Genomic DNA, 12,574 nt, shown 5'->3' with positions numbered 1-12,574 from the left:
GGCGTCGACTCTAGGAGGTCGCTTTGTCCACCTTCGCGGCGGTGTCCGAGGAACTCTTGGTCTCCGACTTGGCGGTCGTATCGGCCTTCGAGCTGCGGGAATCGGTGCGGTAGAAGCCGCTGCCCTTGAAGACGACGCCGACGGAGTTGAAGAGCTTGCGCAGCGGGCCACCGCAGTTGGGGCACACGGTGAGCGGATCGTCGGAGAACGACTGCTGGGCGTCGAAGGCCTCGCCGCACTCCTTGCACTGATACGAATAGGTAGGCACCTGCTGATTCTACCCCTCGATTTAGCACTCCGTTGATTCGAGTGCCAAGGATGTGAGCGGATACGATGGCGGTCATGACCGATCTACCGCGCACGCCGTCGCCGGCTCGGCGGATCGTGGACGCGGCCCGCGAGGTGATCGCCGCGAACGGCATCCCCGGCGTCAGCATGGACCAGGTCGCCAAGCAGGCGCACGTCTCCCGCAGCACCCTGTACCGGATCTTCCCCAACCGCGATCAGCTGATCGCCCGCGTCGTGGCCATCGAGATCCGCACGCTGCGCCGCAAGCTCGATAAGACGATCGTCGGGTACACGCCGCAGCAGACGCTGGTCGAGGTGTTCGTGTTGAGCATCGAGCAGGCCGAGGCGAACATGGCCGTCTCGAAGGTGCTGGCCGCCGAGCCCGAGTACTTCCTGCGCATCCCGCGCGGCGTGTGGGACCTGCTCATCCAGGGCATCGTGATCCGCCTGCGCAACTCCGGCGCCGAGCAGGACTACGCCGAGCTGTGCTCGGTGACCGACCTCATGCTGCGGATCACCGGCTCGTTGCTGTCGAACTCACCCACCGGCCTGGACGTCAGCGATTCCGCCGCCCTGCGCGCCTACGGCGAGAAGTACGTCGCCCGCCTGCTCGTGTAGATCCGGAGATTCCGCGTTCTACGCGGCACCGAAGCCGGATTCCGGCTCGGAGGCGATCTCAGTGCCGAATCTCCGGGTTCGGCCGAGGTGCCGGTCGGTTCGCACGATGTCCAGGATGTCCTCGCGCACGGCCGCCCAGTCCGACATCACGTCCTGGTAGTCGATGCGCATCACGCGGTAGTCCCCACGGACCGCGATCCGGTCGCGCCGTAGATCGGCACGTCGCCTGCTTCCACCGTGGAAGTCCTCGGAGTCGCACTCGATGACCAGCTTGTCGCCCACCAGCAGGTCCACGCGGCCCCACGGGAGCCGGACCTGTGATCGGACTCTGATCCCGAGGCAGTGCAGGCGGTAGCGGGTGATCGACTCGGTGCCGGACTCGGCCGCCGGATCGAGCAGGCCGAGCAGCCGGCTGATCCGCTGCGGCGCACCCGCGAAGAGCTCCTGCAGATCGTCGACCGACATCGGATCGGCCCGGCGGAGCACCGAGTCGAGCACCGCGACCATCTCCTCGTCGGGTAGGCAGTTCGCCGCGCACAGCAGCGCGAGCGGTAGTGGGTCGACCGCGCGGATCGGTGCCGGAAGCGTTCTGAAGGCACGGCACCGCCGGTGCGTCCGCTGCTTCACCAGGTGCCGGGGCCAGCGCAGGTGCGTGGCGGCCCGGCCCGGTGGGAGCCACACGCCCGAGTGGAACGACAGTGCCGAGACGCAGGTGACCGCGGCACCCGCCGTGACTGCGGCCACGACGACGGGCCGCGCGGCGGACACCGCGTACCAGCCGGGCCTGATCCCGGTGATCGTCCCGCTGCTGCGCAGCTTCTCGATCTCCGCGGCGTCGGCCCCGTTGCGGAGCAGTGCGCGACGCGAGACGACTCCACCGTCGGCGCGCGCCATCCGTTCGATGATCTCGATCGTGTTCATGAGGTGATCCTCGGACCACGCGACCGCCGGAACCGGGCGCCGAGGGCCTGCCTGTGGAGAAAAAAGGTTTCGTACGCTTCGTTGTGGATAACCGTCGGTGGCCGGAGAATTCGCAACGGGATCGGGTCCGAAGCCGGATTCGGCTTCGGAGGCCGATTCACCGCGGAATCGTCGGCCGCTCAGAACTCCACGAGCCCCGACGGGGTGAGGGCGCCGTGCACCGGCACATCGGTGGGCTCCGACGGCAGGTGATCGACCAGCTCATGGTCGTAGACGACCGCGATCAAGCGGGGACCCGGGCGCAGCGACCGGTCGTAGTAGCCGGCGCCGCGACCCATCCGCACCCCGTCGCGCGCGACGCCCAGCGCGGGTAGCAGCACGGTGTCCACTCCGGCGAGCGCGTCCTGCCCGAGTCGCGGCCCCACCGGTTCGAGCAGCCCGAAGGGACCGGGGGCGAGATCGCCGGACCAGGCCCAGTCCAGCGGGCCCGGCTCCGCGGGGGTGACCGGCAGCAGCACCGGCCGGTGCAGGCGCAGGGCGGGTTCCGACCCGACCGGCACGTACGCGGCCACCTCGCCCAGGTCCAGGCTCGCTGCGAGTGCGGTCAGCGCGGCGCCCGCGTCGGCACGCTCGGCGGGGCTCAATGCCGCGCGACGGCGGCGCAACCAGGTGCGCCAGGCCTGCTTGGACGCCGCGCGGGAGGGCGGATCACCGGAGTCGAGCATCACACCAGTCTCCCATCGTGATCTACACACTCCGATCGTTACCTTTGTGTGACCTAGCCTAAGGTGGGGGAATGACCACTGCGCCGTCCCTCCCGAAGACCGCGATCGTCCCCGCCGCCGGCCTGGGCACTCGCTTCCTCCCCGCGACGAAGACGGTGCCGAAGGAACTGCTCCCGGTGGTCGATACCCCCGGCATCGAGCTGGTGGCGGAGGAGGCCGCGGCGGCCGGCGCCGAGCGGCTGTGCATCGTGACCAGCCCCGGCAAGGACGGCGTCGTCGCGCACTTCGTCGAGGATCTCGTCCTCGAGGGCACGCTGGAGAAGCGCGGCAAGACCGCGATGCTCGACAAGGTGCGCCGCGCCCCCAATCTGATCCACGCCGAGGCCGTCATCCAGGAGAAGCCGCTGGGCCTGGGCCACGCGGTGGCCTGCGTGGAGCCGGTCCTCGACGACGACGAGGACGCCGTCGCGGTCCTGCTGCCCGACGATCTGGTGCTGCCCAACGGCGTCCTGACCACGATGGCGAAGGTCCGCGAGAAGCGCGGCGGCTCCGTGCTGTGCGCGATCGAGGTCAGCCCGGAGCAGATCAGCAGCTACGGCGCCTTCGACGTCGAGACCGTGCCCGACGCCACCAATCCCGACGTGCTCAAGGTCAAGGGCATGGTCGAGAAGCCCAAGGCCGAGGACGCCCCGTCGAACTACGCTGCGGCCGGCCGTTACCTGCTGGACCGGGCGATCTTCGACGCGCTGCGCCGCATCGACACCGGTGCGGGCGGCGAGATCCAGCTGACCGATGCCATCGCCCTGCTCATCAGCGAGGGGCACCCGGTGCACGTCGTGGTGCACCGCGGAACCCGACACGACCTCGGAAATCCCGGTGGCTACCTCAAGGCTGCGGTTGACTTGGCGTTGGACCGCGACGACTACGGTCCCGGTCTGCGGGCGTGGCTCGAGGATCGACTCAACCGATAGGGAGGCCGAGAGCATGCGCTCCGTGGAGGACCATCTGGCACGGGTCACAGCGGCGGCGGTGGCGCCCCGGCCGGTGCGCGTGGGGATCTCCGAGGCGCAGGGCCTCATGTGTGCGGAGGAAGTGGTCGTCGAGAACGCCCTCCCCGCCTTCGACCAGGCCGCGATCGACGGGTACGCCGTGCGCTCCGTCGACGTGGCGAGCGCCGGCGAGACCGACGAGGAGACCGGCGAGCAGATCGTCGTGAGCCTGCCGGTCGTCGGCGAGGTCCGCGCGGGCAACCGCCAGCCCATCCGGCTGCAGCCCGGGCAGGCCGTCAAGGTCGAGACCGGCGCGCCGCTGCCCACGCTCGCCGACGCCGTCCTCCCCGACAAGTGGACCGACGGTGGCCTGTCGAAGGTCCGCGTCGGCCACTCGGTCCGCTCCGGGCAGTACGTCCGCCGCACCGGCGACGACGTGCAGCCGGGCGACGTGGCGGTGCGCCGCGGCACCGTCGTCGGGCCGGCGCAGGTGGGCCTGCTCGCCGCCGTCGGCCGCGACAAGGTCTCCGTGCACCCGCGTCCGCGCGTCGCGGTGATCTCCGTGGGCCGCGAACTCGTCGACATCGATCGCGACACCGGCGCCGGCCAGGTCTACGACGTGGCCTCCTACGCCCTGGCCGCGGCGGCCCGCGACTGCGGCGCCGAGGTGCACCGGGTCGGCATCGTCAGCACCGACGGGGTGCGCGAGGCGGTCGAGGCGCAGCTGCAGCGCTCCGAGGTGGTCATCGTGACGTCCGCGCTCGGCGGCAGCGCCTCCGACGACATCACCTCCGCGCTGACGGAGCTCGGCGATCTCGCGGTGGAGCGCATCGCGATGCACCCCGCGTCGGTGCAGGGCTTCGGCGCGCTCGGCGACGACCAGGTGCCCACCTTCCTCCTGCCCTCGAACCCGATGAGCGCGCTCGTGGCCTTCGAGGTCATGGTGCGCCCGCTGATCCGCATCGCGCTCGGCAAGCGCCAGCCGATGCGCCGGCTGGTGACGGCCAAGAGCGCCGCGTCGCACCAGTCGCCGGCCGGCCGCCGCGAGTACGTGCGCGGCCAGCTCATGCGCGACGAGGACAGCGGCGAGTTCATGGTCGCGCCGATCCCCGACAACGGATCCCACCTGCTGGTGAGCCTGGCGGAGGCGAACTGCCTCATCGTCGTGGATCCGGAGGTCACCGAGGTGCGCGCGGGCGACGACGTGGTCGTCGCCTTCCTCGCCCAGCGCGGCTGACGTGTTCTTCGGAACGGACTGGCAGGTCGAACTCGGCCCCCTCACCACGGCCGCCGGGGTGGTGCGCCTGCGCCCCATCCGCGCCCGCGACGGTCGGCAGTGGTCGCGCCTGCGCCTGCTCAATCGCGCCGAGCTCGAGCCGTGGGAACCGTCGGGCGAGGTCAACTGGCAGCGCCGGCACACAGCCTCGCAGTGGACGCCGCTGTGCGCGTCGCTCCGGTCGCAGGCCCGGGCGGGCACTATCGTCCCGCTCGTCATCGAGGTCGACGGTGACTACGCCGGCCAGATCACCATCGGGAACATCACGCGCGGGCAGCTGCAGAGTGCCTGGGTGGGGTACTGGGTGGATCGTCGGTTCACGGGCCGCGGGGTGGCGACGGTGGCCGTCGCGCTCGCCGTCGATCACTGCTTCGGGCCGCTGGGCCTGCACCGCGTGGACGCGACGGTGCGCCCGGAGAACGGCGGATCGCGTGCGGTGCTGCGTCATTCGGGCTTCCGCGAGGAGGGGCTGCTGCGCCGGTACCTGCACGTCGACGGAACCTGGCGCGATCACCTGCTGATGGCGATCACGGCCGAGGAGGTCGCGGATTCGATGGTCGCGCGGGTGGTCCGGTCGGGGCGTGCCCGGTTCTGACCCGTGTGACTGAAGTGACTGTTTGAGATTTTTGGGGTTTCGCTACGGCGCGTCGGGCGCGCTGATCCACCCTGGTGAAATAGCCTTCGAGGCGACTTACACGGATGTGATCCGTGCTCGCTGATTGCCGGAGGGAGCCGACATGATCCCGCAGACACTGCTCTGGGTGGGGCTGATCGTCGCGTGGCTGGTGGTGCTCGTTCCGATGCTCGCCGCGCGGCACCCCAAGGTGAACCAGGTGTCCGACGCGACCCTGAAGACCCGACTGCTGCATCGCGGTGGCTCGGCCACGCGCGCCGTGCGCCGCCGCATCCGCCCGACGGGGCTCGTTGCCGCCGAGCGCGCCGACGAGGACCGGGACGCCGCACCGCTGGACCGCGACGACGACCTCGACGAGGATCTCGACGACGGCCGCATCGTGTTCGGGGCGGCCGGCGCCCCGGACGAGGAGCTCGCCGACGAGGAGGCCGAGGCGCACGCCTACGTCGACTCCGACGTCGACGACCTGCACGGCTCGAGCCCGATGGACGGCGACACCACGCCGATCCCCACCGTCGAGCGCGCCGCGATGCGCGCCAAGGCGAAGATCGTGGACCTCGACGATCTGGACGACGACCTGCCCGCCGCGACGCCCGTGCTCAAGGCCGAGTCCGACGCCGCCGCCCCCGAGGCGGAGCCGATCGTCCGGCGCGTGACCGAGCCGGAGGAGGCCGTCGAGATCGAGGAGATCGAGGCCGAGGCCGACACCGTCGACGAGGCCGTGGAGGACGTCGTCGACGAGGTGCCCGCGGACGACCAGCTCACCGAGGAGCTCGCCCCGGTGGCGCGCCCGTCGCGCGCGGACGACGACGAGCTCGAGGACGAGTACGACGAGGAGTACCCCGCCGCCGAGTTCGAGGACGCCGAGGCGGAACCGCGTCGGCGCCGCGGCGGCTACGACCCCGAGAACGACGCCCGCCTCACCGAGGCCCGGTTCCGGTTCCGTCAGCGCGTGACGCTCGTGCTCGGCGTGCTGGCCGTGATCGCGCTCGGCGCGGGCCTGATGAACGTGCCGTTCGCCTGGTACGGCCTGGGCGCCGTGGTGCTGGCGCTCGTGCTCTACCTGACCTACCTGCGCCGGACGGTGCGCATCGAGGCGGAGATCCGTCGCCGCCGCATGGCGCGGCTCGAGCGCGCCCGCCGCGAGCGGGCCCGCGAGGCCGAGGTGCGCGACGGCGTGCCGGCGCACCTGCGCCGCGGCGGCTGCATCGTCATGGAGATCGACGACGAGGACCCCGCCTTCGATCACCTGCCGCGCTACCGCGCCGAGGAGTTCGACTTCCTCGATCGCCCGTCTGACCTGCGCGAACCGCTCGAGCGCAAGGTCGGTTAACAGTTTGTCCGCGGAGCTTGCTAAGGTATTCGAGTTCCGCAAGGGGCTATAGCGCAGTTGGTAGCGCGCCTCGTTCGCATCGAGGAGGTCAGGGGTTCGATTCCCCTTAGCTCCACCCCAGGAACACTGCAGGCCAGGAGGAAATTTCCTCCTGGCCTGCAGTCGTTCTCTACGGAGTGCCGGTACGCGGTACGTTCTCGGTACGTGGCAGGCGAGATAGGGCATCGCTTACGAGTACATCGAGCCGAACCGCTACTCCGTCGAGATCTTCATCGAAGAGGTCAGCGTAGGTGTCGAGCGTCATAGACGCCTTGGCGTGGCCCAGTGCTCGTTGAAGCGCCTTGACGTTCGCTCCGGCACTGACTGCCAGGGACGCGTATGCGTGGCGCAGATCGTGCGGTGTCACGGTCGGGAACGGCGGTGTCGGATTTTTGACTGCGCTCGCCACCGTTGCCTTGGCCTCCTCAGTCCTGATCGCTTCAGTTGCCGACTGGACTCTCGCACGGGCTTTATTGAAGGTCCGAGGTCTCCAGTTGCTGACGAGCAGGGGAGTGCCCGATGCGGTGTGGAACACATGGTCGGCGCGCGCCTTGCCATGCATCTGCGCGGCCAGCGGCTCCAATAGGCGCGCGGGAATCGGAATCCACCGCCGCTCGTGGTCCTTCACGTTGCCCTCGATAACCCCCTGCTCCTCCGACTCCGTGATCGCTCGATGGACATGGAGCCGCTTCCGCAGCATGTCGCAATCCTCAACCCGAAGGGCGATCATCTCGCCCCAACGGAGACCGGTGAACGCAAGAAGGCGGATCACGAGGCCGCCCTGCGCATCGATTCGATCACCTTCCGAGACGACCGGAAGATCTTCAACGGTCCGCGCCAGCGCCTCGACCTGCGGCGCGGTGAGGTACGGGCGCGGCTTCGTCTGCCGCTTACCAACGGGGATCTTGTCAGCCGCGTTCGCGACCGCACGCCTATCATCAATCGCGAGATCAAGAATCCCGCGTAGAACGCCTACAGCCTTCTCGATGGTCGGCACTCCTACGCCGTCCCGTTTCATCGAAGCGACCCACGCCTTGACCTTGGGGCGACCGATGTCTCCGACGGCTGTCTTGCTCCACTGAGGCTTCACATGTTTGCGCCAGATAGCTTCACGGCTCTCCTTTGTCCGTTGCGTGATGCCGCCATCCATGGCACTCCATCGCACCCACAGAGCCTCGATGGTGGTCTGCGCCGCCTTCTCGTCGACGTACTTGCCAATGGTGAGGTCCGTCGTCAGCTCGCGCCGGTACAACTCCGCCTCCGCTTTGCGGTGGAACGACTTCGACTTCCAGTCGCCGTCGACTTCCCAGCGCACGCGCCATCGCTTACCTCGTCCAGCGCGCGCTGATTCTGACCCGTCGGACTTGCGCCACAGGTCCTCGGTGGGGCTAATCGTCGACGGCATCGGTGCCCCCTTCTGGCAGTACCGACGCGACCACTATCTCGTCGATCAGAGCTTGAAGTTCCGTCCGGAGTGCGTTCGCTGCGGTCGCCGTGAGGGCGACGTACTGGGTAGGGCCATGGAGTGATGCGAGGGCCGTTTCGAAGTTCGCTAGGCCCTGCTGCGATGCCAACTCAGGTGCCTCATGGAACGCTGCCGCTAGTTCTGAGATCGCGCTTGCGTAGTTGACGAGCGCATCTGTCGCTGTTGAGCGCACCCCGCCCGCGAGCGCCGTCTGCTGTGACGGATCGGGCGCTGTGGCCGCTGTAACCAGCGCTTCGGGCGTGGTCCTAAGTGCCTGGGCGAACTTGCCTAGTTCCGTCACCTTGAGGCCCCGATCGCCGGCCTCGATGCGGCTCACGACGAACTGTTTGAGTCCTAGTAGGTCTGCCAGCCCCTCTTGCGTAAGTGCCAGCTCTTCACGGCGGCGTCGCACGTATCTCCCCAGCAGCTTGTCGCTGATCATGGGGCTCACCATAGCCTGAACATGCCCAAAAACACTAGACCTTACTCAGAAAGCTTGACCCGGCTCGCGGATCCTGATAAACATGGAGTATGCGAAAAAGCAATGATCATGCAGATGCGGGGGAGGTGGATGTGGAGGACCAGCTTCTGACGCCGCGGTTCGTCTCAAACGACGTCGGGAAGTCGACCAAGACGCTCAGTGCGTGGCGAGGTGTCGGGACCGGACCTCCGAGTGTGAAGGTCGGTGGCTCCGTTCGATACCCGCGGGGCGCCTACTACGCCTGGAAACGGCAGGTCATCACGGAGACGCTCCGTGGCGACGGTGTCGTCCTTGCCGGCTAGGCCACTGACCAGCGCCAAGCAGCATCAAACAGCCCCACATGAGGAACCGCGTTCCAGCGAAGGGCTGGACCTGGGGGACCGACTGATCTGAAGGCCCCGGATGGGATCCATCCGGATCAACTTGCGCGGTTCGACTCCGCGCCGGGGCACTAGGGCCAAGTGGCCCAGAGACACGAAAACCCCCGGTGGGCGGGGGTATTTCGCTTCAAGTGTCTTGTTCCACCAACCGCCAAGCAGGGGACCGACACCACCATGGTAGCTCACCAGCGCGCGTTCGACCGCCTTCGTGACCTGTTCCAGGCGCAGGGTCGGAACTTCCGCGACGAGGGTCGGGACCGATTCCGGGTCGCGACCCCAGGGCACTCGGATACCGACGACGGCACCGTCGTCTGGGAGCCCGAGCCGGGGCGTGCCGCCATTCATGCCTTCAACGGCGAAGTGGCCGACGTGATGGCCGAATTCAATCTGACGTGGGCGGACCTCTACGACGAGCCCCGCAAGGGCGTCGTCTACTCGTACCTCGACGGGCATCGCGTCCACCGTCGCCCCGGACGGAACGGCAAGTCCAAGGCCATCAGCCAGGACCCCGGACGGAAAGGCAACGCGCTCTACGGGATCCCGTTCCCCGACGGGGAGCCCGTGTACGTCGTGGAGGGCGAAGGGAACGTCGAGGCCGTCAAGCGTGCGGGGGCGGTGGCCACAACGTCCTGCGGCGGTGCGAAGTCGGCGCGGAAGGCCGACTGGGCACCCCTCGTCGGCCACGAGGTGACCATCGTCCGCGACCGCGATGCCGCGGGCAAGGAGTTCGTCCGCCAGGTCGCGGAGGCGCTCGATGCACTCGGCGTCACCTACCGCGTGGTCGAGGCTGCTGAGGGCGCACACGATGTGGTCGATCACCTCGGCGCACTCGGGCTCTCGCTGGACGACCTGGTTCCGGTGGAGCCGGATCCGGAACCCGCCGATGTCATCTCGATCAATCGGGGTACGTCCAAGCGGAACTCCGGTGACGAGATCCCGTTCGACCCTGCTTGGTACCCGCCACCGGGCGCACCCTACGACGTGGCCCAACGGCTCATCGAGGACTACTGGACCGATCCCACCACAGGACGCGCGACCCTCATCCGCTGGCAGGACGCGTGGCGCGAATGGTCCGGGACGGCCTGGCCTGCCACCGAGGACGCCGACTTACGTGCCCGGATCTACCACATCCTCGCCGGTCAGACGTACTTCAAGGCGCCGCAGTTGACCACCCCAGCGAGCGTCGCCCGGTGGAACCCGATCCCGAAGACGATGAACAGCGTGCTCGACGCCCTCGCCGCCCATGCCCACCTGTCCGCCAAGACCGAAACGAATCGAAGGATCTAGCATGCTCATCCCCGTCGCCAACGGGCTCCTCGACCCCGGAACACGTGTCCTGGAACCGCATACGCCCCACTTCTTCAACCTCTCATGCCTACCGTTCGATTTCGACCCCGATGCAACCTGTCCCGAGTGGGAGCAGTTCCTCGGCTCGGTCTTCCCCGCCGATCGAGAAGCGCTGATGCTGCTGCAGGACTGGTTCGGGTACCTGGTGAGCGGCCGCACCGACCTGCATAAGGCGCTGCTCATCCTCGGCCGTCCGCGCTGCGGGAAGGGCACGTGCCTCAAGATCGCCGGTGAGTTGATGGGCCCCGAGGCTTCGGTGTCACCGAAGATCACCAGCCTGGGTGACCGGTTCGGCCTCGCGCCCCTTGCGGGCAAGTCGCTGGTCACCTTCGGCGATGTGCGGCTCGACCGTCGCAATGAACGATTGGTCGAGTCCCTTCTATCGCTCATCGGCGGTGACTGGATCACCGCCGACCGCAAGGGAATCACCCCGATCACCTTCCTTCCAACCGCGCGCCTGATGGGGGCGTCGAACCTCTCACCCCGTTTCCACGACCCGACGGGCGCGGTCGCCACCCGCTGGGTAATCCTGCCGATTAGCGTCTCGTTCTTGGGCCGCGAAGACCTCGGCCTTCTCGACCGACTTAAGCGGGAACTGCCAGGGATCTTGAACTGGGCGCTCGACGGCCTCGACCACCTCAATGAGACTGGTCGGCTGATTGAGCCTGCGAGCGCGGCGGAGGAGCGCCGGAAGATCGCTCAACTCGCATCCCCGACCGATGCATTCATCGAGGAGCTGTGCGTGCGCCATCCCGCGGCGTCGATCACCGCGAAGGAGCTGTACTTCGCATACTGCGGCTGGTGCTCCGCTTCCGGCGAGGAGGCCGGGTCGCTCGCATCCTTCTCTGCGGCGATCTCCGCACCCGGCAGCGGGATACGGAGCGGCGTGCGGCTCGTACGGGGAAGCTCTCGTCCCTACGGCTTCAAGGGCGTCGCACTCGTCGCTCCCGCGCCCGAGGTCGACGGGCAGGCGAACCAGACGCCTCTGGGAGGGGGCGAAGAGATGGCTCCGCCGCCCGAGCCGGACGTGCAGGAGGCGATGAACTGGCCGTGACGGGTACGCGCAGGTACGTACGTCCATGCTACGTCCATCCAGAAACGGCCTCTGACCTGCGCACGTCCATTACGTCCATACCTCACACAACTCTTAGCGTGAGAAGGATGTTGTTGAAGGTAGTTCGAGAGGTAGGGACACACTCATATCCGTTAGTAAGGGGAAGAGTGTCTCGAACCATGGACGTTACGGACGTTAGCCCGCTGACCTGCAACGACAGGCCGCGTGGCGATGGACGTGACGTGGACGTACGTACTTGAGCGTCCATCCCCACACCGCTCCTGGAGTCAACCGGCCCCGGGGGAACGGCCCACTGGGCCACAACCGAAGGAGAAACATGATGACCAATCCGACGACCGAGCAGGACCCGTACGGCGACACCTGCCGCACATGTGAGCGCGCGGCCCTGGCGGTACGTATGAAGCAGGCGAACCCGTTCGCGACTCCGCCGGGCGGGGAGCCGCCGGTGACGCTGTACCAGCCTGTGAGCATCGAGCCGATGCTGGACGGGTCCGAGCGCGCGACCTACCGGTGCCCGGCTGGACATGAGTGGTTCACGTCGTATCAGGCTGCGTGACAGAAGCTCCCGGTCGTGACCGGGAGCTTCTTGCTCGGTGGATCGTGCACGCTTGGTAAAAATTACCGAGCAGGTGGGTCCTTGGGCCGGCGTTTCAGCCTGGTTACGTGCCCGGTTGGCGTTACGTCCGGTTGATCCGCACCGTCAGGAGGTTGGATGCAACCGCGGTCTCAGATCCGAGGTTCTGTAGGGCAATCTCAATCATCGACTCGATATGGCGGTGTAGCTCACTGCCTGTCTCGAACGGCACGCTGCCGAGTAACCGGTTGCTTTCGCGGTTGAAGACCACGGTCGCGATGTCGGCCGCAGACGCCCCGCTGGGGAAGGGCTCGCTCCACGTTGGGGGCTTGAGCTGGCCGTTCTCGCTTGACCAGCCGTGGTACACGTCAATGATGGTTGCCATGCTTCCGGACGCTACCCGACGGGCGGCTGGTCGCCGGTCACGCG

14 protein-coding genes and 1 tRNA gene are annotated in these 12,574 nt (G+C 67.9%); 9 read left to right on the top strand and 6 right to left on the bottom strand.

Annotated features, from left to right (window positions below; genetic code table 11):
- Positions 1-10 precede the first annotated feature (10 nt).
- Positions 11-268, bottom strand: a complete 258-nt coding sequence (locus BLQ62_RS19055; protein ID WP_068528434.1) for an FmdB family zinc ribbon protein — start codon at positions 266-268, stop codon at positions 11-13.
- A 74-nt stretch (positions 269-342) separates the two neighbouring features.
- Between BLQ62_RS19055 and BLQ62_RS19050 the strand changes: the two genes are divergently transcribed.
- Positions 343-906 (top strand): TetR/AcrR family transcriptional regulator, encoded by a 564-nt coding sequence (locus BLQ62_RS19050; RefSeq protein ID WP_160126298.1) that lies wholly within the window; start codon positions 343-345, stop codon positions 904-906.
- An 18-nt stretch (positions 907-924) separates the two neighbouring features.
- Here BLQ62_RS19050 and BLQ62_RS19045 read toward each other — a convergent pair whose 3' ends face one another.
- A complete protein-coding gene (locus tag BLQ62_RS19045) occupies positions 925-1,827 on the bottom strand; it encodes a DUF559 domain-containing protein (RefSeq protein WP_068564601.1) in 903 nt (300 codons plus the stop codon).
- 179 nt (positions 1,828-2,006) lie between these two features.
- On the bottom strand, positions 2,007-2,552 hold the full coding sequence (locus BLQ62_RS19040) for a 5-formyltetrahydrofolate cyclo-ligase (protein ID WP_068530290.1): 546 nt from the start codon (positions 2,550-2,552) through the stop codon (positions 2,007-2,009).
- Between the two features lie 71 nt (positions 2,553-2,623).
- On the opposite strand from BLQ62_RS19040, the gene BLQ62_RS19035 reads away from it, so the two are divergent.
- From BLQ62_RS19035 to BLQ62_RS19015, 5 genes are all read left to right on the top strand, one after another.
- Complete coding sequence (locus BLQ62_RS19035; protein ID WP_068528445.1) at positions 2,624-3,523, top strand: UTP--glucose-1-phosphate uridylyltransferase; 900 nt, start codon at positions 2,624-2,626, stop codon at positions 3,521-3,523.
- A gap of 13 nt (positions 3,524-3,536) precedes the next feature.
- Positions 3,537-4,778 carry a molybdotransferase-like divisome protein Glp gene (gene glp, locus BLQ62_RS19030; protein ID WP_068528448.1) on the top strand — a complete coding sequence of 414 codons (1,242 nt, stop codon included), beginning with the start codon at positions 3,537-3,539 and terminating at the stop codon, positions 4,776-4,778.
- Position 4,779: 1 nt separating this feature from the next.
- On the top strand, positions 4,780-5,412 hold the full coding sequence (locus BLQ62_RS19025) for a GNAT family N-acetyltransferase (RefSeq protein WP_068528449.1): 633 nt from the start codon (positions 4,780-4,782) through the stop codon (positions 5,410-5,412).
- A 142-nt stretch (positions 5,413-5,554) separates the two neighbouring features.
- Entirely contained in the window at positions 5,555-6,784 is a 1,230-nt protein-coding gene (sepX, locus tag BLQ62_RS23905; RefSeq protein ID WP_068564603.1) for a divisome protein SepX/GlpR, read from the top strand.
- Positions 6,785-6,826: 42 nt separating this feature from the next.
- Positions 6,827-6,899, top strand: a tRNA-Ala gene (locus BLQ62_RS19015).
- 54 nt (positions 6,900-6,953) lie between these two features.
- On the opposite strand, the gene BLQ62_RS19010 is transcribed toward BLQ62_RS19015, so the two are convergent.
- Complete coding sequence (locus tag BLQ62_RS19010) at positions 6,954-8,228, bottom strand: tyrosine-type recombinase/integrase (RefSeq protein ID WP_082756252.1); 1,275 nt, start codon at positions 8,226-8,228, stop codon at positions 6,954-6,956.
- Positions 8,212-8,730, bottom strand: coding sequence for a helix-turn-helix domain-containing protein (locus BLQ62_RS19005; protein WP_160126299.1), 519 nt, complete (start codon positions 8,728-8,730; stop codon positions 8,212-8,214). The genes BLQ62_RS19010 and BLQ62_RS19005 overlap by 17 nt, the downstream gene beginning before the upstream one ends.
- A 593-nt stretch (positions 8,731-9,323) precedes the next feature.
- Here BLQ62_RS19005 and BLQ62_RS19000 point away from each other — a divergent pair.
- From BLQ62_RS19000 to BLQ62_RS18990, 3 genes are all read left to right on the top strand, one after another.
- On the top strand, positions 9,324-10,436 hold the full coding sequence (locus tag BLQ62_RS19000; RefSeq protein ID WP_068564610.1) for a toprim domain-containing protein: 1,113 nt from the start codon (positions 9,324-9,326) through the stop codon (positions 10,434-10,436).
- A gap of 1 nt (position 10,437) precedes the next feature.
- Positions 10,438-11,550 (top strand): DNA primase family protein, encoded by a 1,113-nt coding sequence (locus BLQ62_RS18995; protein WP_068564612.1) that lies wholly within the window; start codon positions 10,438-10,440, stop codon positions 11,548-11,550.
- Positions 11,551-11,890: 340 nt separating this feature from the next.
- Entirely contained in the window at positions 11,891-12,127 is a 237-nt protein-coding gene (locus tag BLQ62_RS18990; protein WP_139184256.1) for a hypothetical protein, read from the top strand.
- A 121-nt stretch (positions 12,128-12,248) separates the two neighbouring features.
- Here the strand turns inward: BLQ62_RS18990 and BLQ62_RS18985 are convergent, their stop codons facing one another.
- Positions 12,249-12,530, bottom strand: a complete 282-nt coding sequence (locus tag BLQ62_RS18985; RefSeq protein WP_068564615.1) for a hypothetical protein — start codon at positions 12,528-12,530, stop codon at positions 12,249-12,251.
- Positions 12,531-12,574: the final 44 nt, after the last annotated feature.

Source organism: Tsukamurella pulmonis, from assembly GCF_900103175.1.
GTDB classification, from domain to species: Bacteria; Actinomycetota; Actinomycetes; order Mycobacteriales; family Mycobacteriaceae; genus Tsukamurella; species Tsukamurella pulmonis.
This window is presented reverse-complemented; position numbering and strand designations above follow the sequence as displayed.